22 protein-coding genes and 1 pseudogene are annotated in these 23,618 nt (G+C 36.2%); 7 read left to right on the top strand and 16 right to left on the bottom strand.

From position 1 onward, the window contains the following. Positions 1 to 64: 64 nt before the first annotated feature. Together AC5YDM_RS08570 and AC5YDM_RS08565 are read left to right on the top strand one after the other, a co-directional pair. Positions 65 to 1,270: a DUF1615 domain-containing protein gene (locus AC5YDM_RS08570; protein WP_496151698.1), complete on the top strand. Its 1,206-nt coding sequence runs from the start codon at positions 65 to 67 to the stop codon at positions 1,268 to 1,270. Next, the gene (locus tag AC5YDM_RS08565) at positions 1,237 to 1,884 is read left to right on the top strand and encodes an HAD family hydrolase (RefSeq protein WP_496151697.1); all 648 of its coding nucleotides are present in this window, start codon (positions 1,237 to 1,239) and stop codon (positions 1,882 to 1,884) included. The genes AC5YDM_RS08570 and AC5YDM_RS08565 overlap by 34 nt, the downstream gene beginning before the upstream one ends. 1,543 nt (positions 1,885 to 3,427) lie before the next feature. Here AC5YDM_RS08565 and AC5YDM_RS08560 read toward each other — a convergent pair. The 3 genes and pseudogenes from AC5YDM_RS08560 to AC5YDM_RS08550 all read right to left on the bottom strand — a co-directional run. Further along, positions 3,428 to 3,577 (bottom strand): annotated as a pseudogene (locus AC5YDM_RS08560) (hydroxyacylglutathione hydrolase); the annotation flags it as partial. 108 nt (positions 3,578 to 3,685) lie between these two features. Next, positions 3,686 to 4,279 carry a glutathione S-transferase family protein gene (locus AC5YDM_RS08555; RefSeq protein ID WP_496151696.1) on the bottom strand — a complete coding sequence of 198 codons (594 nt, stop codon included), beginning with the start codon at positions 4,277 to 4,279 and terminating at the stop codon, positions 3,686 to 3,688. Between the two features lie 37 nt (positions 4,280 to 4,316). Then, a complete protein-coding gene (locus AC5YDM_RS08550) occupies positions 4,317 to 4,748 on the bottom strand; it encodes a VOC family protein (protein WP_496151695.1) in 432 nt (143 codons plus the stop codon). 113 nt (positions 4,749 to 4,861) lie between these two features. Here AC5YDM_RS08550 and AC5YDM_RS08545 point away from each other — a divergent pair, with 113 nt between their 5' ends. The 4 genes from AC5YDM_RS08545 to AC5YDM_RS08530 all read left to right on the top strand — a co-directional run bounded on the left by AC5YDM_RS08545 (position 4,862) and on the right by AC5YDM_RS08530 (position 11,035). Beyond that, entirely contained in the window at positions 4,862 to 5,749 is an 888-nt protein-coding gene (locus AC5YDM_RS08545) for a LysR family transcriptional regulator (RefSeq protein WP_496151694.1), read from the top strand. Positions 5,750 to 7,447: 1,698 nt separating this feature from the next. Next, a complete protein-coding gene (locus AC5YDM_RS08540; protein WP_496151693.1) occupies positions 7,448 to 8,368 on the top strand; it encodes a hypothetical protein in 921 nt (306 codons plus the stop codon). A 212-nt stretch (positions 8,369 to 8,580) separates the two neighbouring features. After that, on the top strand, positions 8,581 to 10,110 hold the full coding sequence (locus AC5YDM_RS08535) for an ATP-dependent nuclease (protein WP_496151692.1): 1,530 nt from the start codon (positions 8,581 to 8,583) through the stop codon (positions 10,108 to 10,110). Continuing rightward, positions 10,094 to 11,035 carry an HNH endonuclease gene (locus AC5YDM_RS08530; RefSeq protein ID WP_496151691.1) on the top strand — a complete coding sequence of 314 codons (942 nt, stop codon included), beginning with the start codon at positions 10,094 to 10,096 and terminating at the stop codon, positions 11,033 to 11,035. Before AC5YDM_RS08535 ends, AC5YDM_RS08530 begins: the two co-directional genes overlap by 17 nt. A gap of 91 nt (positions 11,036 to 11,126) precedes the next feature. Here AC5YDM_RS08530 and AC5YDM_RS08525 read toward each other — a convergent pair whose 3' ends face one another. From AC5YDM_RS08525 to AC5YDM_RS08465, 13 genes are all read right to left on the bottom strand, one after another. After that, the gene (locus tag AC5YDM_RS08525) at positions 11,127 to 11,246 is read right to left on the bottom strand and encodes a single-stranded DNA-binding protein (RefSeq protein ID WP_496151690.1); all 120 of its coding nucleotides are present in this window, start codon (positions 11,244 to 11,246) and stop codon (positions 11,127 to 11,129) included. A 332-nt stretch (positions 11,247 to 11,578) separates the two neighbouring features. Further along, positions 11,579 to 14,038, bottom strand: a complete 2,460-nt coding sequence (locus AC5YDM_RS08520) for a DUF927 domain-containing protein (RefSeq protein WP_496151689.1) — start codon at positions 14,036 to 14,038, stop codon at positions 11,579 to 11,581. Then, the gene (locus AC5YDM_RS08515) at positions 14,035 to 14,337 is read right to left on the bottom strand and encodes a hypothetical protein (protein ID WP_496151688.1); all 303 of its coding nucleotides are present in this window, start codon (positions 14,335 to 14,337) and stop codon (positions 14,035 to 14,037) included. Before AC5YDM_RS08515 ends, AC5YDM_RS08520 begins: the two co-directional genes overlap by 4 nt. A 2-nt stretch (positions 14,338 to 14,339) precedes the next feature. Beyond that, positions 14,340 to 14,678, bottom strand: coding sequence for a hypothetical protein (locus AC5YDM_RS08510; protein ID WP_496151687.1), 339 nt, complete (start codon positions 14,676 to 14,678; stop codon positions 14,340 to 14,342). Then, positions 14,675 to 15,385 carry a KilA-N domain-containing protein gene (locus AC5YDM_RS08505; protein WP_496151686.1) on the bottom strand — a complete coding sequence of 237 codons (711 nt, stop codon included), beginning with the start codon at positions 15,383 to 15,385 and terminating at the stop codon, positions 14,675 to 14,677. The genes AC5YDM_RS08510 and AC5YDM_RS08505 overlap by 4 nt, the downstream gene beginning before the upstream one ends. Beyond that, positions 15,382 to 15,597: a helix-turn-helix domain-containing protein gene (locus AC5YDM_RS08500; protein ID WP_481596817.1), complete on the bottom strand. Its 216-nt coding sequence runs from the start codon at positions 15,595 to 15,597 to the stop codon at positions 15,382 to 15,384. Before AC5YDM_RS08500 ends, AC5YDM_RS08505 begins: the two co-directional genes overlap by 4 nt. Further along, positions 15,594 to 15,977 carry a hypothetical protein gene (locus AC5YDM_RS08495; RefSeq protein ID WP_496151685.1) on the bottom strand — a complete coding sequence of 128 codons (384 nt, stop codon included), beginning with the start codon at positions 15,975 to 15,977 and terminating at the stop codon, positions 15,594 to 15,596. The genes AC5YDM_RS08500 and AC5YDM_RS08495 overlap by 4 nt, the downstream gene beginning before the upstream one ends. A 3-nt stretch (positions 15,978 to 15,980) precedes the next feature. Then, positions 15,981 to 16,274, bottom strand: coding sequence for a helix-turn-helix transcriptional regulator (locus AC5YDM_RS08490; RefSeq protein ID WP_496151684.1), 294 nt, complete (start codon positions 16,272 to 16,274; stop codon positions 15,981 to 15,983). A 147-nt stretch (positions 16,275 to 16,421) separates the two neighbouring features. Beyond that, entirely contained in the window at positions 16,422 to 18,152 is a 1,731-nt protein-coding gene (locus AC5YDM_RS08485) for a hypothetical protein (protein ID WP_496151683.1), read from the bottom strand. Positions 18,153 to 18,296: 144 nt separating this feature from the next. Next, positions 18,297 to 19,487 (bottom strand): tyrosine-type recombinase/integrase, encoded by a 1,191-nt coding sequence (locus AC5YDM_RS08480; protein WP_496151682.1) that lies wholly within the window; start codon positions 19,485 to 19,487, stop codon positions 18,297 to 18,299. 248 nt (positions 19,488 to 19,735) lie between these two features. Beyond that, complete coding sequence (proB, locus tag AC5YDM_RS08475; RefSeq protein WP_496151681.1) at positions 19,736 to 20,869, bottom strand: glutamate 5-kinase; 1,134 nt, start codon at positions 20,867 to 20,869, stop codon at positions 19,736 to 19,738. A gap of 24 nt (positions 20,870 to 20,893) precedes the next feature. Then, entirely contained in the window at positions 20,894 to 22,111 is a 1,218-nt protein-coding gene (gene cgtA, locus AC5YDM_RS08470; RefSeq protein WP_496151680.1) for an Obg family GTPase CgtA, read from the bottom strand. A gap of 46 nt (positions 22,112 to 22,157) precedes the next feature. Further along, positions 22,158 to 22,286: a hypothetical protein gene (locus tag AC5YDM_RS08465; protein ID WP_496151679.1), complete on the bottom strand. Its 129-nt coding sequence runs from the start codon at positions 22,284 to 22,286 to the stop codon at positions 22,158 to 22,160. 86 nt (positions 22,287 to 22,372) lie between these two features. On the opposite strand from AC5YDM_RS08465, the gene AC5YDM_RS08460 reads away from it, so the two are divergent. Beyond that, the gene (locus AC5YDM_RS08460; RefSeq protein ID WP_496151678.1) at positions 22,373 to 23,566 is read left to right on the top strand and encodes an MFS transporter; all 1,194 of its coding nucleotides are present in this window, start codon (positions 22,373 to 22,375) and stop codon (positions 23,564 to 23,566) included. Positions 23,567 to 23,618 lie beyond the last annotated feature (52 nt).

Genomic DNA, 23,618 nt, shown 5'->3' with positions numbered 1-23,618 from the left:
TTGACTGCCATAGTATACTCCATCCGCTATTTCGGCTCACCCATTTATGAACGTGTTTTACTCTATGAAAAAAAGTTTTCACCTTTCTCCTATTGTTCATACGATTGCTATTCTATCGACCAGCATCCTATTGACTGGATGTGGAGATCGTTCTTGGTGGGATGATGAAGAAAAGCATTTAAATACAGAACAAATCAAAAAAGTAATTCCTAGTCGCGTTAGTGAGCGTGATTTGTGGGCAAAAGATATTTTCGATATCACTGAGCAATTAGGCATTCCACAAAATAAAGAAAATATTTGCACAATTGTGGCTGTTGTAGATCAAGAATCTAACTTTGTGGCAAACCCAACTGTACCTGGACTTGGTCAAAAAGCAGTAAAAGAAGTTCAAGATCGCTTTGACGAAAAATTTAAAGACAAACTGGGTGAAAGTATTGGTGGTACAGTTGCAGACTATTTTCAAGATGTTTTAAAGAATCAACCCACGCCAGAAAATAACTATTTGAAACAAATGGCTAAAGTTAAAACTGAAAAAGAACTTGATGAACTTTACCGTGAAATTTTTGCTTATATGGCAAAACATTATCATGTCAGTGCTTTAACAGGTGCTGCAAGGTTAGTCGGTCAAGATATTGGAGAAAAGCTCAATCCAATTACGACTTTAGGTTCAATGCAAGTTCATATTAGCTATGCCAAAGAACACAAACGTCAAGGTGGCAATATTGCCGAATTACGTTCAGACCTATACACCCGTTACGGCGGTCTTTATTACGGTATTCATCGTTTAATGATGTACCCAGCAGATTATGATAAACCGTTGTATCGTTTCGCAGATTACAACTCTGGTCGCTATTCAAGCCGTAATGCTGCATTCCAAACTAAAATTAATGCATTAACCAAGACAGAGCTTGCACTCGATGGCGACTTATTACTTTATGGGAAAAATGGAAATCCTAGACCGGAAAAAAGTTCTTCTGAGCGTGAACTGATTAATCTTTTTGCAGCTCATAATGTTTTAATTACTCCAAAGCAAATTCGCTCAGATTTAAAACATGAAAAAGATGATAAATTTGAAGAAACACCGACGTATAAAGCAGTCAAAGAATTATATTTAAAAGACACCAGTAAAAAGGACTTTTATGCCATTATGCCTGAAGTTGTGATTTCAGGACCTAAGCTAAGCCGTGACTATAATACCAATTGGTTTGCAACTCGTGTAAATGGAAGATACCAAACATGTATGCAGAAAGCGCAAAGATTAAAAACCTAGCCTTATTTGATTTTGATGGAACCTTGTGTAATAAAGACAGCTTCACAGGTTTCATTTTTTACGCTTTGAAGAAAAGACATATTGTGAAACAAGGCATCAAAATTCTGCCTTGGATTCAGGCCTATTTTCTGAATATTTACCCTGCTGATTCAATGCGCCCTCGTTTATTCAAAGCAATGTTTGCAGACATGCCTACCCAAGAGCTTCTCGAATTAGCTTTAGAATATTCACACCAATTGCGGAATAGCTTGGATCAACAGATTTATCAGCAACTTTTAAAACACAAGCAGAATGATGATGATGTCGTGATCGTCTCTGCCTCTGTTGATTTGTATTTAAAAGATATTGCAGAATTACTCGATGTAAATCTAATCTGTACCGAAGCTGAAGTGAAAGATGGTGTATTTACAGGATTATTTTCAACTCCAGATTGTAGTCGTGAGCAGAAGAAAACCCGTGTCTTAGAACAATATAATCTTGACGAATATGAAGCTATCTATGCTTATGGCAACTCTCATGAAGATTTAGACATGTTTAGTCTTGCTGATTATTCTTATATGGTGGGTGAGGATCAGCTTCTTCCCTCCATTCGACCACAAAAAAAGCTCGCCTAAGCGAGCTTTTTAATTAAAAAATCAATCATCTAATTAAATAATCAGTAAATCGCCATATGATTGCAATATACTACAAAAATAAGTTATTGTTTTATATTTATTATTTTAATAGCATTAAATATTTAACCTCCCATTTAACCTCCAACTATTTCTATACTCCTCCTTTTTGAAGGATAAATTATTTTCTACTTTCTTATTTTTTGTTATACATTTCTATATAGGCTCACACCTTTTGTTCTTGTGTCATACCTGCACTGTTATAGCGGTTTACTGCGTTTTTTAACGGAATGGCATTTAAAATACCGATGGGGTCAGATTTGAACTCCTATCCTTGAAGATAAAGCTCCTCTTTTATGTTGACCTTATGCTGAACGTCATTTTTTGATGGTCAGGGTATCAATTATGGCTATTACTCCTATAACTGAGATTGGGAACTGGCAGAATTTTAGATTTTAAATCCACATTTCAAATGCCGAATTAACTTGTTCACTTTTTTAAATGTCATTAGGTTTACTCCCTCGAATCTTTATATTGACGGTGCACCAGATACGAATTCCACTTAGTACCTTAGTACTGTACTAGTCAGACGAATGAAGCTGCATTTGCCAAAACTACCTATAATAGATCCTCCGTATTAGATTTTAAATCCTCAAGGGCTAATCACACCCAAACATCAAACACTTAATTGGTATGTAACAACATTCCTTAGTGCTGAGTAATGCCTTCAATTTGTGGATGAAACGCACAGCATTTATGTCAGAAACAGTCAGTTTTTCCGTATGTAACATATCTAAAAAACACAGATATTTTGCATGTAACATCGGTTTTCATGCCGAGTAACGGTAGGAATGAATAAAAAACAACCTTAATAAAATCACTTAGTTTGTTGGACTGATTTTTCACTCTTTTGCTACTAGTATTTCGCAGTTCTTTATTGAGTGAATATGACAACTCATTACATGTTCTCAGAATAATTTGCATGACGTAGCATGACAAAACTGCTTTTCTTGTTTGACGTAGTTGGACAGAATAAAGTTTTGGTTAAATCTATGTACGTCATATATAGATTGCCTTTGAGATGGTTTTTATAGCTGTCTTTATGAGTACATTTTCCAGCAAAATATAAATCCTTGTCATGCAATGTAAGGATGAATTTCGGATTCTAAATCCTGAATATTGTTATACGTAGTCATACGTATTTACCTTGACATACTTTGACGGAATACTAATTCTAAAAAACATTTAAAAGCTCTGTGATGCTTTTCTGGCAAGCCTTTTAACATATTTTAAGGTGCTTTTTGAAGAGTTGGATGTCAAGGTAAATAGGCTATGTCCTGTATAACAAAATTTACGGTGCTTTCTGCAAAGGGAATGATATTTCTTGCTATACGTAGCTATACAAAACTGCTTTTTCAATTATGAATAAATGGCTTACCAGTACTGCCTCTTAGCATATTTTATTGATAGCTGTCGTATATCTAATTCTGTTAGGTCATAGCATGACAAACCTCATTTCTCTCAATACAGAATACTGTGTCAATCAAATTTGCTTTAAATCAAGTTTATTCATTTGACAATATTCATCAACAAGCTGAGCACCTGTTGGATCAACTACAATGGCATCGTGTGTCTTAAGTTCTTCTAATATCCAAATATAATTCTGTAATGGATTTTTGACATCAATAACATCCATTTTAAAAGGCACTTAATACTGATAATGTTTAGAGTAGTTTAAACCGGTAAAGCATTGAAAATAATAATTATGAAGAGCTAAGCCTCCTCATAATTCGTAGTATATATTTTAAATACCAGGCATTGTTAAGAAACCATCTAAGGCTTTAATGTTGTTCATCCAACGATGGATATTGTTGTAAGTTGATATATCCACACCACCCTCATGGGCTAAAGCGATATAAGGAAAAACGGCAATGTCAGCAATCGTTGGACGATTGATTGCAAGCCATTCGCGGTGTTCAAGATGTTCATTAATGAGGGCTAGAATTTTTGTTGATTTATTAAGAGCTATATTTTTATCCAGTGGATAATTAAACTTATCAACTAAACGTGCTGAACAAGGCCCATGTTGTATTTCATTGGCTGCTGTAAATAACCACTGTGCCACTTCAGCTTGAAGATGTGGTGTTGTTGGCCACCATGCTTCACCTGCATATTTACCTGCCAAATAAATGAGAATACTTTGAGAATCTCTTAAAATTGTTTTTCCATCAATAAAAATAGGCAATTCACCAAAAGGATTTAAAGTCAGTAGAGGCTCTGATTTATGTTCACCTTCTAAAAAATTGACGGAAATAACTTCCAAATCTAAATGAATTAAAGATGCAAATAAGCGGACTTTGTAGCAGTTACCAGATAGATCTAAATCATAAAGTTTCATTATATTTTCTCAGCGTGGTTGTGATCTAAGTTAGGTCTTAAATTTTGTCTAAAATTAGTTGATTAAATTCCAGAACATTTCCATCTGGATCTCGAATAAAAAGTGCTGTACGTCGTGGTCCAATTGCTTTCGGCCCTTCAGTGATGTGAATATTATTACTGTTAAGCCAATGTTCTAGTGCCTGAATATCATCAACAACAAATGCTGGGTGTGTAATTCCGGGTAACTTAATCGCTGTATCTAGTAAGATATTTTGTGCATTTAAATGACTTGATGCATTAAAGATTAAGTTGATCCGTACACCATCAACACTCATCATTTCATTGGCCTCATATGCTTCAAAATTTGCAGTTTCAACAAAGCCTAGAGACTGATAAAAATTCAGGGCACGTTGCTTATTACTCACGCGAATACCCACATGATCGTATGCAAGTACTTTGATGGGGGCTTTGGAAGGAAGTAAGTTCATTTAGCATCTACCTTAAAGTTTATGCCTTGAACTATAATGATTTTGGGAACAATGATTAAGCAATGTCTAAGCATAAGTCTTTTGCAAAAAATGCAAAGATATAGAGGTAAGTAATGGATCAATTGAAAGCAATGAAATCTTTCGTATGCATTATTGAGCAAGGAAGCCTTTCAAAAGCAGCAGAGTATCTCAACAGCTCACCATCCTCTGTTGCCAGATTGTTAGCCTCTTTAGAAGAAAATTTAGGAATACGCTTAGTCAATCGAACCACTCGTAGCATTTCCTTAACGGAGGAAGGAGCTGAATATTTAGCCTGGTGCAGCCATATTTTGAATGAATTAGAATTAATGCAAGCTTCATTGGAAGCACGAAAAAATAGTATTTCTGGTGAATTAAAAATCTCAGCTCCTATAGAATTTGGCAATATTTTTATTGCCCCTCTAGTCAATGAATACCTTCAGAAATATCCAACTGTATCAATACAATTAAATTTAAGTGATAAATTCGAAGACATCTTACAAAGTAAGCTTGATCTCGCTATACGTATTGGTGACTTACCCGACTCATCCTTGATAGCTAGTAGAATTGGTGAAACTCGATTAATTTATTGTGCCAGTCAATCATTTATAGCTAAGGATAAAATTCTAAAGCCTATTGATCTAGAACATAAAAAAAGAGTTGTTGTTTCAAGCTTTCGATCAGAGTGGGTATTTATGGATCAGGGTGAAAAAATTATTTTGGCGAATAAACCAATATTGATTACAGACCAAATTTCTGTGGCAAGACAAGCCTGTATTGAAGGTCTAGGAGTGGGTTGCTTCTACTCTTATCAAGTTGCCAAGGCAATAGAGTCACAACAATTGAGCATCATTCTGGATGATTTCAACCAGAAACTAATTCCTATTCATTTTGTATATCCACACACGAAATTAATTTCGCCTCGTGTAAAACATTTTATGAGCTGGGTTAAAGATAAACTTACAAAATTTTCATTTTATTAAATAAAGATACGTACAAATGAACATAAACCTCAAAATATATATTTTAAAAAGTAAATTTAAACTTATTTAGAGAGGTAGTTTACTAAGGAAAATATCAAGCTCCCCCTTTTATAAATAAGATGAATCCACCCTTACGTAGTCTTACGAAACACCTTCTCGCCAAAAGTGGCATAAATCCCATACCGTATAGCTTTACCCCCTTTTTTAACCACCTTTTAGGGATTGAGCTGTAAGACTAATTACCATGTAAAAAACGCCGTACTGGGCCAGTAATTTATACCTATTTTGTTTTACGGATTGAAGAATACAAAATAGCTGTAACCCTTACTAAACAGGATTTATGCCGTAATTCATATAGATAGGCTGTAAAACAAAATAAATTTACTTAGATGGAATAGAAAACTATTCATGTTTTAAAGCAGTGTTCTGTCGTTGATTACTGATAAATATTGTACGACGAAGAACGACAAAACGGATTTATAAAAATCGGCCATAAATCAATACTGATAAGGTTCTAAGGTTGATTTTATACTGCTTGCTGTCGCACAAAATACAAAGTCCTTATATCACTAAAATTGTGCCTATCTTGCATGACGTACCATGACAAAATCGTATTTCTTGTTGGACGTAGTTGGACGAAATACGGTTTCATAAAAATAGCTATATTCCTTGTATATTCTAGGTTTGATAGGGTTTTTATAGGTGCTTTTATTAATACCTTGTCCAACAAATACGAAAGACTTGTCATGCAAGATTTAAAACCATTTACTGATATGAATTTGTACGATGCAGAACGACAAAACATATTTTTATAAATCTTCTATAAATCAATAATAGTAAGGCTTTAGGACTGATTCTTTATTGCTTACTGTCATACAAAGACAGATAGCTTTGTATCACTAATATTCTAAGATTTTGCTATATGTAGCTATACGGATTTGAGTTATTTACCTTGATGAAATCCAAGTCCATCAAAGTAGAGCTAAACCATATAGCACATAGTTTTAAGGCTATTTAAGGGTACTTTATGATTATGGCTCATCAAGGAAACTGACCTGAGATGATATACATTGATCTACCAGGCCAACTTAGCGATACATTGAATAAACTTACCTTGATGGTTTTAAAATTACGCCACTTACTTGGATTTATGCGGTCTGGGATTTTATAAGAGAGTCTTAAAACTATGCTGAAGATAGGGATTGTCCACTGACCAATACAAATGTTTTTCACCTTGAGTGGTGAGCTGCTCTCAATCAGGAGTAAAAATCATGAATTGATTATTAAACAAGCAAAACTACTGTTACTCACCGAAAATTTTAGTCTGAAATATTTTTGTTACGTCATAAACTGATTAGTTATTAGCCTTTGTTACGTCATACTTTGTATGAAAGGTATCCCTTGTTACATCATAAGTTCAGATGAATTTAACTTATTGTTTTTATGAGCACGGCGCAACCAGTCCCATTTATGGGACCGTCCAATGGCCATAAATATGATGTGTGGCATTAGAAACTCGTTCAGGGGTGGACTATGTGCATAAAGTAGATGCACTATATCTGGATCCAATTCAGACCTACACAAAGACCATACGAAAACATGGTAATGCCTGGGCTAGTTCCCAGTATTTTTATGCTTGCATAATCCCTCATCTGATTTAGGCTTACACTTTCACACCTATGATTTTAAGAACCTTATATGCTAGAAAATATCTATAATTTATTTATGTTCTATACTGATGATGTATGTTACGAAATTGGAGCTGTTAACCATAAGTTAATTGGCAGCGACGATAAGAAAATTAAGTATTTAAAGGATAACCTAGACAAAGATTTAAAAAATTGTAAACGCATTACCTTAAGCTTTCCCATAACTCAAGAGGAAGAAAATGCATCCCATCGCCTCAATAAAAGATCAAAAGCAGTACTAGAAAGCTTTAGGAAATTTGGAATATCTGAAGATGCTTTAATTGTAATAACACCAGTTGTAAACAATGAGATACTTTTCGATTGTAGCTTAAAATATGGATTAAATTTTTTGGAAGAGCTTCGGAAACAGATGGGTATTGAAGGTAATCAAATAGATTGGTTAACTCATTACACAACAGACGAAGGGGTAGATATTCCTCGTCTTATCAATGACGATTATTTTGCAGCGATTAGATTAACATTCCAACACGGGATGTATCTATCTTCAATGAAATTATTAATGTCATGTATTGATTCTATTGGATACATTGAATTCGGCTCTCATAACTCCTTCAAAGAGTGGCTTAATCAGTATGCACAATTAGAAAAATTAGGGATTACAGCAGAAGAATTATGGGAGATGAGAAATGGCATCTTGCATATGTCGAACTTAGAATCCAAGAAAATAATACAAGGTAAAGTACGCCGTATATCTTTCTTTGTTGCAGATAATAAAGCATCTTTTTTTCACGAAACAGAGCATGTTTATTACTTTAATTTTAAAGAGCTAATCAACGTATATGCAGACGCATTAAAAGTTTGGATGAGTTCTTACAATGAGATTCCAGACAAATTTCTAACCTTCATTACACGGTATGATAAAACCGTATCAGACAACAGATTATTTTTCATAAAAAACTCAGAGATATAACAAATAAGTAAAGGTAGCCTGCGATAAAAGGCTATTATCTGAGTAATATGATACTAATTATCAAATGAGTTATCCTTAATTTCCGGACAGTTAAAATTTGACTCTCATTTTTAATGCTTTAATGGAATAAGCTTTTCAATTATTAAGGTCGATATAATCAGAATACAATGAAAAACTGTGTAAAATTAAGATAATACTTAGGAAATAACTGAATGGAATTTGTACTTTTAAAAAATAGAACCTGGCCCCCTTCAAGTGGGAAAAGTGTTGTATATCTACATCAAGATAATTGGGATGATGATGGTTTTAAAACCACTTTTGATATGACCCTTCATGATGAAAATGGAATATTACATAATATTGGTTCAGTGAAAATTGCTGAAATAGATCAAAGAAGAAATATTCATACTTTTGATTTGCTTGAAAGGAAATTTGATAAGTTATCTGAAAAATTTTATTCACTAGGCCAAACAGATGATTACTACATAAAGTTAATGAATTTATCAGCAGGTATGAGAAATGATATCCTAATTAAATTAAACGATCTTACTCGCAAATCTGAGGTGTTAGAAAAATTAAAAAAAAATGAGGTATTAGGATTTTCAATACTACGTAGTGTAAGTTTAGCTTCAATTGAGGGGCAATTTAAAAGAATTACAGAGGGGTTGGCAGTATTAACGGATTTTAATTTTGCCTATTCTTTTAACCCCAATAATTTTGATGAAGAAAAATGTTTTAAATTTAATGTAAAAGCAAATTCTGAACCAAGAACAAATATTCATGCTGTAATAGGCCGAAATGGTGTTGGGAAAACAACTTTTCTTAATAATATTGTCACTAGCATTAATAAAATTTCAGATACTAATCATTTATACTTTACAGATAAATGGAGTTTTGAGTATGAGGAATTAGGCCCAAATTATTTTAGTTCATTAATCTCAGTATCATATAGTGCCTTTGATCCTTTCACCCCCCCACTTGATAGACGAGACCCTAGTAAAGGTACTACTTACTATTATGTAGGCCTCAAAGATACTAAAAATGATATTTTAAAAACTTCAGAAATACTCAATGAAGAATTAAAAAATTCAATCAAAGCTTGTATTAATACTAAAAAAAATCTTTGGAAAGAAACGATATCTCAACTGAATTCAGATAGAAATATTGCGGAAAAAAATTTTAGCTCTTTAGTCGATTCTCATAAGTCTGATTCATTTGAAACCTTATTGGATGAAAGAGTAAAAGGATTAAGTTCAGGTCATTTAATAGTTTTATTAACTATATCTAAGATCGTCGAAAAAATTGAGGAAAAAACATTAATCTTAATGGATGAGCCAGAAACACACCTTCATCCACCGTTATTATCAGCCTTTATAAGAGCATTAAGTGATTTGTTGGCAAAAAAAAATGCGGTCGCTATATTAGCAACTCATTCTCCTGTGGTCTTACAGGAAATTCCGAAATCATGTGTAAGTATTTTTCATCGTGTGCATAATGCTATAGAGATATATCCTCCTGAAAAAGAAACTTTTGGAGAAAATGTAGGCATCTTAACTAAATCTGTATTTGGTTTAGAAGTCACAGAATCTGGTTTTCATTCATTATTAGAACAGTGCGTAAAAAATGGTTTAAATTATCAAGAGATTATTGATTTATATAACGACCAACTTGGATTGGAGGCAAGAAAGATTTTGCAAATTATGTTACTTGATAGAGATTTAAAAAATGATCAAGTTAACTGAAATCATAGATTTTAATACCCTTTATGAGGTTTGTTTAAGTGGCATTACTGGTAATCACCAATTATCAAATAGATTAACTAATGCACAGAATCAAGTGAATATCTTGGATATGGAGTATAGGTCAAAAGCAATTGATGGAAAATTATATGAGTTAGCTCCATTGAAATGCTCTAATGTCAAAAGATGTGAACGGTTAAAAAAGATAAATGCTATAAGGATTCTAAAAAATAAAGAGTTCAAAAGAAAAACTACTAAATACAATCCAGTCGTCTTTCAAGATATAAGTCGCCTAGAGTTTATAAAGTTATATGAACAATACTTTGTAAGTAAAGATAAGCCTAATGCCAGAGCTATTTATGATCAAATTCTAGCTTCTGCAAAGCAAAAATGTCCTTACTGTTGCGGAATCGGGAATCCAAGAAATTTAGATCATTATTTGCCTAAAGCACACTTTCCTAAATATTCAATACTCCCTGTGAATTTAGTTCCCTCTTGTCGTGACTGCAATATGGATGCTAAAGCCGACAACATAATTACAAGTTATGAAAATCAACTATTACATCCTTATTTAGATAAACCTCATTTTTTTAATGAGCAGTGGATACATGTAGAATTCCAATCTAATGTACTAGATGAAGATACAAGTTTTTTTTATGTAGCTAGAGCTCCTGATAAGTGGGATGATACTGATAAAGCAAGAGTAAAAAATCATTTTAAATCTTGTGATTTAGGGGTTAGATTTTCGAAAGATGCAGTTGATTCATTTATTCATCTTAATGAACAAATTCATAGATTAAGGTCAGCTGGATTGGATGATAATAAAATTATTGAAACTTTGCTTGAACCAATCTTAAATAATAGTAAGCGTAGTATTAATCATTGGGAAAAAGTATTGGTGAAAGGAATTATTGACACTTATTTTTAATAGAGTATTGAAAGAATCATTTTTATGTTGCATATTCTTTTGTAAATATTTCTTGTTGCAGATAAATCTTTTTTCAATTCATTTACCCTGCTTATAGATATATGTAGATAGCTAAACGGAATATGTTAACGCTGCTACCATTAGGAAATTGCTTTGTTTCAGGGTCACGGCCTAATACACCCATCACTGTGACTTTGTTCAAGTTTTCCATTGGTTCACTCTCTTAATCTGTTTGTACTTCTATGTGTATCTTTTCAAGTGTACATGGTGGACAAAGTGGACGAAAGTAATTATCTATATGTTTTTAAATAATTAATTTAGTCCACCTATATATAAATCTTCATAGCAAAAAAGTGGACATCAAAAATAGATAAGGTGGACAGGATAGATTGCTTTGAATCATGTCCACTTCATGTCCACCTATTAAAATAGATATATTTATATAAAGTGGACATAATAATATCTATATATAACAGTATCTTAAATAAAATAAATGCATATATGTCCACCTTGTCCACTACGTCCACCTTATCAATATAGTTTTCAGGCTTCATGATCTAGACTCTGCATAGCTTCTGCACTGAAATGCATCATGCGCGGACGTGTACCATCAGGTAGATTATTACTGGACTTCTTCACATAGAGTTTTTTATCTCCTTCAATAAACTCTTTAATCCAGCCATGCTTGATCAATGCCTTTTTGACGCTGGCCTCATTCATCCCGATGCACATTTCCTTTTTAAACATGGTCGGTGATACCAGATAAGTTTTTTCTTCAGGATCATAATAGCCGACACGGTTATGGATACGTTGTCGGACGACTTCCCCATCTGCCTGTCTGATTAGTGTTAGATCCTCAAATCGGCTAGTACCATTGGCCTCAAAGAATGCCTTGATATGCTCGAGCGTTTTGGTTTCTTCCATGTTCTCACCATTGCCCAAGTTACCCAGCCAAGTATTAAAACACTGTGCTATCGCCTCAAATGCGCGCCCTTGGTTCCATCCTGTAATGCCTGCTTGTGTTGCCAGTTCTCCAGCTGCAGCGACAAGTGCAAAACGGCGTAAAACTCGACTGGCTTGGCCATTCTTTATTTGGCTGTGCTGTTCAATAAAGCTATCCAATAGAGCCTGGGCTTTTTGCATGACGGTATCTTTATCCTGGGTTAGATATTCAAGCCACTTAATGCCGGCATGTCCATAATGATTTGATGCCAGCTCATTAATGCGGTTGCCAATGTCCTGTGGTGCGGTACCGTAGTTAATGCAATCAAATACGCCGTACCCCTTACCTGCATCACTGGGGATATGTGCAAAACGCAGCAATAGGCCTGCATCCAGTTCGATATTGCCACGGCGCAAATGTTCTTCCAGAGTGACTTCACCAGTTGAGGTATACATAAGGCTGAATTGCTTGGCATCACGATTCTTACCTGCTTTAGTACTTCTGGCCTTACCTTGTCCACCGGTAAGCATATAAACAATATCAGACACGGCTTTCGGCACAGCCTGGCGCAGTTCATCTAGGTTTAAAAAACTATCATTTCTTAATTCCGCTTCATTCTCTAAAGCGTTGTCCGTAGTGCGCCATGATTTGGATATATGCTTTGGATTACCCCATACACTGCATGAAGCTTTGGTGACTGTACTTTTGCCATCTGTGGATGAACCATAGATGTGAAAGCCTCCACTTTCAGCACCTAAGGGTAAAACCAATTGCCCAGAAAAGGCACATGAAAATGCTAAGACTGCCAAAGCATGAGGCTCAATCAACCGGCTAAGTTCTTGCCATTCGTCAAAGGTCCCAGATACTGTATAAGGGCTTTTATTATCACTATGAAAAAGTAGTTCTTCATCTTCACTGTTGCCATAGGTTTTATTGGGTGTGGCAAAGCAGTAGCCATGCCATCCGGCACGATCTACACAGCGAAAACGCTGTTCTATTGGGTAGTCTTGAATGTAGTTAATAAATACATTTTTCTTGTACGCCTGGCGTGGTGGCATCAAGCCATGATTGGCAATAATCTTTAGTGCTTCCTGGGCTTCCCCCATAAAGTGCTCATAAGGGATTAATAGCCGGTGCAGGGTGCTGTCTTTGTCATGGAACTGGATAACACGCTTCCAGTTATCATTATTCAGGCTTCGCGCTTCACCTAAAATGATGGCTGAATGACAGATAAAAGTTCGGGTTTGTTTAAGCTGCCCGTCCTCATCTCTTTTTTCTTTGATGAGGTATAGCCCGTTATCCAGGATATGTAGAAATGCGCCGTCATCCATTCTAAAAGGCTTGGCTAAATGGCCTTTGGGCAATAGTTTATTTGCAGGCAATTGCTCAATCGCCAGCTGAATAAAAGCTTTAACTTCTTCTACATCATCATCTTTATAGAGCTCAGTCAGAAATGAGCTTTCGCCGTACTCTATATATTGGTTCAGTAATCTAACTGCAGTATTTTTTTCAAGGCTTTGGAATGCCTCCAGCTTGATATGTTCAGGGCGCACTGCCATATATAACTGCATATATCCGGCATTTGCCAATTGGTGTATTACAAAAGCTATTTGCTCAAAATCAAAAGCCTTTAATGCTGTTTTCTTAGTGCTACATAGGGTAGGCAATATCACCAAAGCCACGGCGTAGCCAGTCTGGGCAATCTTAAAGAATGACTCTAAACCAAAGGTGATAATGACAGGCTTATCCTGGTGAAAATCTCCGTACTTGGCAAAGCCTTTGGCCATCCCATCAGGCATGATTTGCACACGTTGGCCATCCTGTAATACAGCACATTGGATCTGCTCAAGCTGACCATTTACGATCGGCAAAATTAAAGGATCCTGATATTCAATCCCTTCAATTTCAATTTGAGCCTCATCAACATAAATCGGCTGTGATGGACTGCCAAAACGCTGAATGACTGCATGTTGAGTGTACTCAGATTGAGCAGGTAAAAGTTGTCGGCACTGCTTAAGAATATCTGCAGCTGAATCAGTGAATGAGTTTTGAGAAATCATACTTGTGACTCCTCATATTCAGCTTGATATTGCTTTTCAAGATTTTGACTTAATTCTGCTGACTCTTGAATCATCGTATTGGTGATGGCAATGATGCGTTTTAGATCATTAAAACAGGTGTCAGGAACAGCATATACCTTACTTAAATACTCCTTGAGACTTTTAAACTCATTAGAAATAGCTCCAACCATGGTACTTGTATCGGCCATCTGTTCATAAGCCAAAGAGTAAGCCTCAAGCATATCGCCTGAGCTATAAGTTGGGTTTTGTTTTTCTAAAGACGTATTTGTATTAGGCACGGTTAATGCGCTCCTTTTGTTAGTTTAGGAGCTTTGCCATTCACGACCAAATGAGGGTGGCAAAGCTGAAAAGGGTTGGTCGACAGGCACAAAAGGAAACCTGCACACTCGAAAGTGTCCCTCTCCAGCTTCACCATAAAATGCGAGCGCATAGAGATTTTACGCATAAAAAAAGCCCTGAGCGGACTATATGCGCCTTTTGTAAAATAGCCGACCAAAGCTAATTCACCATGTGGGTGAACGCCGTTAGCATAAGATGGTTTACTGGTTCTTGCAAGAAGAAAAATAATTACTCCCCAAACAAAGAACAGTTTTAAGAGATTTAGAGAGAGTCCTTTCATGTCGGTCCACCTGGTAAGTGTATATGACCCTTTAATAAAAGGCGGTTGGCTCTAAAGTTTTGGGCAAATAGATTTAATGCTGTTTTTCGTTGCTCATAACTACACTGAGAGCCGATTAGAATTAAGTCCTGCGCCTCTAGCTCTGCCAACAAATCCAACTCATCGTATGAAAGGCTGTCACGGTCTAAACCACTGAATTGTCCTGTAATAGCCCAATTAATTAATCGGGCTTCATTCATGTAGTGATGAGGCTTGGTTTCTTTACCTTGTTGCTGTCTAGATAATTGCAGGACTGCTGACACAGCCTTGTAAGTTGCAGCTGCTTGATGACGCAACCGGCGATGATCGAATACTGGATGATTACCACGTAGTAACAGATCTATCTGCATATCGCACCAAATACCAAAACGAATATCTAACCAACGAGCGAATGCTACTGCTAATTTCGGATGAAGCCATGTACCTTGAGCGTTACCATTTTCGCTGGTAACGGTATTACCCCCCTTTTTAGTTTTAATAAGAGATTTTGGTTCACTTATTTTCAGGTACTCACATAAGGCCTGGATATAGTTTTTAGTCTCTTCAAGGTTTAGCCAATCATTAGGACGTTTACCAAATGATTTAGATGCCTGTGTTGCATTAAACCAACCCTGTTCATTAAAACTAAGTTCTTGGCCATTATATTGAGATGTGATTAATCCTCTCATACTTCCAACTCCTTTAGCTCGTACCGGGCATGAGTACCTTTGCCATTCAAATTAGGTTCAACACGAGTCACGATGTCATGACCTTGTTTGCGTAACCGCTCTACAACGGCACTCAGGCGATAGCAATCAAAGTGATAAATTGCCTCTGCCTGTGAAAGTGTCTTACCACTCTTGAGGTGCACTAAAACTTGGGTTTGATGATTTGTACTCATGCCTTTCCCCCTATATTGATTTCATCCAATAGGGTTAATAAATGGTGCATCGCCTGTTGTTCAGTATCGAGCATTTGCACAATTTGCTTAGGAGATACGTGGGTCACTTTAAGACGTGCTGGACGGATATATTCAGCAAGGGCATCAATGCGCTTTTTGACAAGCTCTGTGTATTCCATAGGCTCATCAATTCCGGCTTTCATACTACGCTGGTACTGGGTATCCAATACGCCGTATAGATCGTTTAACGTGGCCGAAGTATCTTTTAACTGGCTATGATTAATAGCTGTCACTAAATCACGGTTATAAACATCTTTGGCCACGGCATTTAATTGCCGGCTGGCATTTAAGGCAATGGCTTTAATTTGTGTTTTAGTCATAGATTAAGCCCCTATCACTGCATTATTTTGCTGCTCTTCTATCCATGCCTGTACTTCTGACATACGCCATACAGTGACATTTCCACTAATATGGATTGGCTGAGGGAATTTACCTTGCTTAACCCAGGTCCAGATTGTTTTTTCACTTACAGGTAATAATCCAACACGCGCAGGCTTGGCATTAACTTTGCGTTTCATGCCTGCATTTTCACCTGTCTTGACTGTGTAGATTTTTTCGGGAGTGGATGGTGCACTAGCTAATTGTTTAACTCGTGCATATTGTTCTTTGTGTAGCATGATTCACCCTTGCAATTCGTGAAGCGTTATTGCTTGGGTGAATGAAAACAAATAAAGGTATACGCCCCACAAGGGGCATAAACACAAAAAGAAAGGGCGTAAAATCTACGCCCTTATAAGTACATACAATAAAATAAAAGACCTAATCTAATTATTTTTAATCTTTTTTCTTGTATCTTTCCACTCGGAATAAGGAGAGATAACTTCTCTCAATCTCCGTGTGGCTGTATCCTCTTGTTCACCACTGTAAGGTGTATTGTTACTAATCCATGTATTTGCTTTATTGTTATGACTATCTGTTTTAGGATTATCAATATAAATAGATCTCCACGCATTAATGGCAAATACTAAATCAGGTGCATATCTTTCTTTGCTTGTTTCATCAAAAATCAAACTCAATAAATCTGTATTCTTCTTTAAGTTTAATGATTCCAGCTCTTTAATTTTTTGGTCTTTCTCTACAAGTTCAGCTTTGAGTTTTATATTTTCTTCTGCTTTTTTGTTTAATGAATCAAAATTAATTCGAACATATTTTTTTTGATCTTCACTTATATTTGCTAATATTTTTTTTAAAATGCTCATATCAGAATAATTTAAGAAAATATTATCTTCATCAGGATTTAGCATAGATGCCATTAAGAATATATTATAATTTTTTTTGGATAAATCAAAAGCTACAGCCTCATGGCAATTAAAAAATTCATCTTTACTCCAGAAATATTCATCAACTAAATATCTAGCAGCACCCAACTCTATAATATTCTCATCAGCCTTCTCAAGATTTTTACATAGGTAATCTATACAATTATAATCGCAGAAATCTAAGCCTGTGACTGGTGTTAAATTTTCATCAAGCGTATAAAGCTCTAAATTTTTAAATATTTTTCTTATATGAATAATGATCTCATTATAATTCAATGATGTCATTTTTTTTATAAAATCAACAACTGTAAATATTCTAATGTATTTATCATCTAATTCTTTTGAAAAATTAAATTTTAAAAAATTTGAATATTCGAATTTTTCAGATGAATTTAATTGACTAAAAGGCATGTCATTAAACCCAGGAATGATTCTACCTTTATTTTTAAAGTGAGCTTTTAATTGATCTGCTGGTATCCTAATTTTAGGTAATATCCCTACACAAATGGCTGAATTAATAAAACTATATGCTTCACTAAATTTGAGATAATTTTGATCAAAATTAGTATCATTAATGCATCTATTTATTTGAATGGGGTCATCACCACTGATTAAACAAGATGCTTCAATTATAGAGAATGAATCATTTAAATAAAACAATGGAATACTATTCGTAAAAGTCTTTTCAGTAGAATTTAACTCTTCTTGTTCTTTAAAAAATCTTTGTGATATTCTTCTAGCATCCTCTTTAGCCATTTCATTTTGTTCATGTATAGCTTGTTGTGCTATGAAATCATATAAATTTTCTTGACTATTAGCTTGTAAATAATTTTCGTAACATTCTTCTGATATCCCTATTTTTTTAATTGATAGGAAATTAAAAAAGTCTGATTTTAACCAGTAAAAATCAAACCAATCACTCTTAGTATTCTCATATTCGTTTCCATAAGTATCTGTTTGTATATAGTCAAAACTTCCAGAAGTTGATATAGCTAATTTTAGAAATTCAGTTGTAATTGAATAATTATCCTCGAAGTCTTTTTCAGAACAAAAGATCTCTATTTTTTCATAATCATTAATCTTAAAGATGCGAGCGATTTTATTAAATCCATCAAGTAATAATCTCCTAGCTACATCAGAAACGCTATAATCTATTTTTTTCGCAACCAACTCTAAAGCTTCAATAACATTTATAAATTTATAATTTTCTGCTTCTATATCTTCAAATAAATTCATCATGCATCCCACAGCCCCCAATAAAAAAGTTAAGCCAATCGGATTGGGTATCCGACTTTCGCCCCGTCAGGCTAGACTTAACGACATTATATTAATCAATATAGATATTCATTGCTAGTTATTGCACGTCCTAGCTTGTCGCTCTTATACAGACTTTTTAAATAAAATAATATCAGGGTCATCTTCCTTATGTAGATGGTCCACAAGATCTTCAATGTCAGGATTGTAATAAGTATTAATTAGAATACTTATGGTTTTATGCCCTGTAATTTTTGCTAGTACCTCTACTGGAAGTTTTGCATTCTTCACCATTCTTGAAATGGCTTCATGTCGGGTATCGTGAAAAGTTAAATCTTCAATTTTTAACTTACCTGTCACCACTTGATTAAAATAAGCCGATAAATTACCTCTACCCTTTTCACCATCAGCAACATTGTTTTTTACAGTGCATACTTCTATCTCATCTACCCCTTTCATATAGCTTAAAAGCTCAATTGCTCTTTTAGATAATGGGACTTTTCTCGCCGTGCCATTCTTTGTAAGTTCAAGCTCTACATGCTTATCGTAAACATCAGCCCACTTTAAACCTGTTATCTCACTTGCCCTCATTGCTGTTTCAATCGCAAACAAAAACGCCCATGCAGTTTGCTGTTTCTTAGTTATTGGCTGAGAACGTCCGTCATATTTAAACGCCTCTAAAATTCTATCTATCTCGTCTTGTGATATACGTCTATTTCTACTTACTGACTGTTTCGGTTTGGCTACGTCATCCAAAGGGGAATTGGTCATAATTCTAAGTTCTTGTCGTGCATACTTAAATACAGCACTTAATAAGCCTAAATCCCTTGCGACTGTCGCACTCTTAACCTTTTTTAATCTCTCATCCCTAAATTGAATCATGTCTAATTGTCCCAGTTGGTTTACTGGCTTCTTCATCAATCTAGGGAATGATTTTATATATCCATTCAAAATGACAGTTTCTACACGCCCACCTCTTTTGTGCGGTGTGACCTTTTCAGCATAAAGCTGTATCAGATCAGCAAATGCCATATCTGATAAATCCTTAAGTTTGTTCTGTCGTTTTTGCTCTGTCGGGTGGATACCCTCAGATATTTGTTTTTTTATTTCATCACGTCTTAACCGTGCATCTTTAGCATTGAGTACCTTTGGATACTCTCCCAGTGTGATGGTGTTCTTTTTCCCATCAAGCGTATAAAGCACTTTCCAAGTTTTTCGACCTGTCGGAGATACGAATAAATACAGCATCTCACTATCATTGATTTTCTGTAATTTATTAGATGGCTTAATAGCATCAATCTGCAATTTAGATAACACGGCGACCTCACGACAATTCTATAGCTTTCAAGCAATTAATAGGATTAGGGAAAGCATTTAACCTCCATACCCCCCAAAATAGGCATATTTTTGAGTGCTTATGGCGATTAATTATTTTTAACCTCCCATTTAACCTCCCTATTTAACCTCCTGCCAGTCTATTGCATGTTATTGCACCACACAACAAAAAGGCTCAATCCCTTTAAGAATCAAGCCTTAGTGTTATGTTTGGTTATGATAGGTTTTTGCTAATAGATTGCCATATGATTACGATGGATCATTTCTAATGAACGAGCTTCACCCAAGACCTGATGGACCTTATCAGAAGACAAGCCCTTAACAATATCAGCTGAACGAGAACTAAAGTTCACACGCCCTACCGCAACACGTCCGCCTTGTTGATCCACACACTCAACCACATCACCGCGCTCGAAATGTCCTTCAACAGCTTTCACACCTACAGGCAATAAACTCCGATGATTTTCTTTAATGGCTTTTACTGCACCATCATCGAGAACCAAGCGGCCTGCAGTTTGTAAGTGTGCTGCTAACCATTGCTGATGCGCTGTAATGCGATCATTATCAGTAATGAATAATGTGCCTAACATTTCCCCCGCCATTAAACGAGAGAGTACGTTATCGCTATCACCACTGGCGATCAGTGTTGGACAACCTGATTTTGCCGCTAAACGTGCAGCACGAACCTTGGTGAGCATACCACCACGACCAAATTTACCACCACCACCTGCCATATCAAATAGACTTTCATCTAAAGCACGGACGGTAGAAAATAATTTAGCGTTAGGATTAGAACGTGGATCAGAGTCAAACATGCCTTCTTGATCTGTTAAAATGATCAATAAATCTGCATGAACCTGACCTGCAACCATTGCAGCCAAAGTATCATTATCACCAAATCGAATTTCATCTGTCGAAACAGTATCATTTTCATTGATGACAGGAATAACTTTCCAATCAATTAGATTTTGAAGTGCATCACAAGAATTTAAATAACGTCGACGATCAGCTAAGTCATCATGGGTTAACAATACCTGCGCCGTTTGTATTGAATGTTTTTCCAATACGCTTGACCAAGTATGAATTAAGCCCATTTGACCAATAGCTGCACATGCCTGAAGACTGGGTAGATCGGTGGGTCGATTCTCAAGTTTCATGCGAACCATCCCTTCAGCCACAGCACCTGAAGACACAAGAATAATCTCATGTCCTGCATTGTGTAGATCTGCAATTTGTTTCGCCCAATGCGAAATCGCTGCAATATCTAAACCTTTTCCATTTGCTGTAAGTAAAGAAGATCCGATTTTAACAACGATACGTTTGCAAGCCTTGAGCTGCCGCTGTCCATCTACCACTTCGATCATTTTGTCCTCAGACTCTTTTAGAGATTATCGTACGTAATACGATTCTGCTTCATCTTCGCCGTCTTCATCCTCATCATCAACATCTTGACCCAAAATTCCTTCAAGACGTTGTTGACGACGCATTTCACGATAAGCTTCTTTTGCAGCAATCGTTTGCTCACGTGTTTCAGCTTCAAGCTGATCACGGAACGCTTTCATTTCTGCTGCATATTCAGGATCTTCAACTTCGCGTTCACGTTGTTGTTCGATTTGATCCATCAAGTAATACACAACATCTTTCGTGCCTTCAGACATTAAGCCTGAAGTACGGAATACTGGACCTTCCCATTGCATTTCACTTAGAAGGTGCTGACACCACTCTTCACGTGTTGCATCATCTAACTGATCAACTTTGTTCAATACCAATACGATTGGAAGTTTTGACAATGTTGGAGAGAATTTGTTTAGTTCAGCTAAAATTGCTTTGGCATTATAAGCTGGATCTGACCCATCAATTGGTTGCACATCAACGATGTGAAGCAAGATACGCGTACGTGCCAAATGTTTCAAGAAGCGAATACCGAGACCCGCACCATCCGATGCACCTTCGATGAGACCCGGAATATCTGCCATTACAAATGAACGATGGCTATCTGCATCAACCACACCTAGATTCGGTACCATTGTGGTAAATGGATAATCCGCAACTTTAGGTTTCGCTGCTGATACCGCACGAATAAACGTTGATTTACCCGCGTTCGGCATACCTAACAAGCCAACATCCGCAAGAACTTTAAGTTCTAAGCGAATTTCACGAAATTCACCTTTGGTACCATGTGTACATTTACGTGGTGAACGGTTAGTTGATGATTTAAAGTGAGTATTACCCAAACCACCTTCACCGCCTGCAGCAACCATAACACGCTGACCAGCTTTCACTAAGTCACCAATGATATCACCAGACTCTGTATCTACAATTGTTGTTCCTACTGGAACCAATAAAACGGTGTCATCACCGCCACGACCTGAACAGTTCGCACCACGACCATTTTTAGCGCGTTCTGCACGGAAACGACGGGTATAACGATAATCTACAAGGGTGCTTGTGTTTTCGTCAGCTTGAACAAATACGTTACCGCCACGTCCACCATCACCACCATCTGGACCACCAAATGGTACGAATTTTTCACGGCGAAAACTGGCTACGCCATTGCCACCGTCGCCAGCCTCTACGGTAATGACTGCTTCATCAACAAAGCGCATGCTGCCAATCCTCTAAATACTTTAAAACCGCATATTCTGCCATATTTTAAAGAATTTCTCGAATATATTTATTCACTATTCCATGAAGTACATTCACTTTTTGAATATTTCTATCAAATGCAAAGAAATCAATTGGAATAATGAGTACATCACCATTAAAGTTAGCTAAGTACATAGATTTAAGCACTAAGCTCATTGTTTTTAGTTATTTCTGAATTAGGATTGAACTACCTATAGTGTGCAATCAAATATTCAGCAAATATGATCAAAATGGAACGGAATCTCTCAACGGCTTTGTCCTCACAATTTGTATTACTCATGTCAGTGGCTTGCGGCCTCTGTGCTGGGTCAGCTTATTTCAATCAACCCTTAATCTACTCCATTGCCAAGAGTTTAGACATCACGACCAGCCAAGCGGGTTTTGCAGTCGTGATCGCTCAAATTGGGTATGGTTTAGGCTTAATGCTTTTAGTTCCATTGGGTGACTTACTCAACAAGCGTAAACTGATCGTCAGCTTGATGGTTTTTGCTGGAACTTCTCAAATTCTACTGTCGTTTAGCACCACATTATCGACGCTCTACCTATTTACCCTATGTGCAACTTTTGGGGCAATTTCGGCGCAAGTTCTAATTCCATTCGCTTCCTCCATCAGCCCACCTGAATCCAGTGCTGCAATCGTAGGCAAACTGATGAGTGGTCTGGTCATGGGCATTATCTTATCCCGTACATTTGCAGGCTTCGTTTCAAACTATTGGTCATGGGAAGGTGTTTATTTGAGTAGTGGGGTGATTACCTTATTATTCGCGACACTCATGTGGCGAAAACTCCCAAATACCCAACCACAATCCGACTTAAATATTGTGAGCATCTACCAGTCACTGTTTCAAATTGCACGAAATAATCCTCATCTGATTCGTCGAGCTTGTGCAGGTGCACTCGGATTTGGCATTTTATCCATGGTTTTCACCTCCATGACCTTTGTTTTAGGTTCTGCACCCTACTTTTTTAATGATTTTGAAATTGGCTTATTTGGTTTGCTGGGTGTTATTGGTATTTATTCATCAAGTTGGTCTGGCAAAACTGTTGGCTTGGGTAATGAAAATTTAGTCGCAAAACTGTGTATCTCACTGATGTTATTTTCTTGTGTCCCTTTATTTTTTGCTCAGCAGAATATTTGGATTTATGCCATTGGTGTTTTGATGAGCTATTTTGGTTTAACTGCATTCCATGTGTTGAATCAAAACTTAGTCTATCGGATTGATGCTAAAGCTAGATCTCGTATCAATGCAGTCTATATGACGATCTATTTCTCAGGTGCTGCCTTAGGTTCACTGGGCGCTGTTTATGCTTGGGAACATTGGCAATGGATTGGTTGCGTAGCGCTTGGTTTGATCTTCGCTATTGGAATTTTATGGATTGATCGATTTGATTTTAAATTGATGCGAAAAAATTAAGTTCAAATACGGATGAATTTTAAAGAGAAATAGATTGATTTTCATATTTCTC

This window comes from Acinetobacter sp. CY81 (genome assembly GCF_059515925.1).
This window is presented reverse-complemented; position numbering and strand designations above follow the sequence as displayed.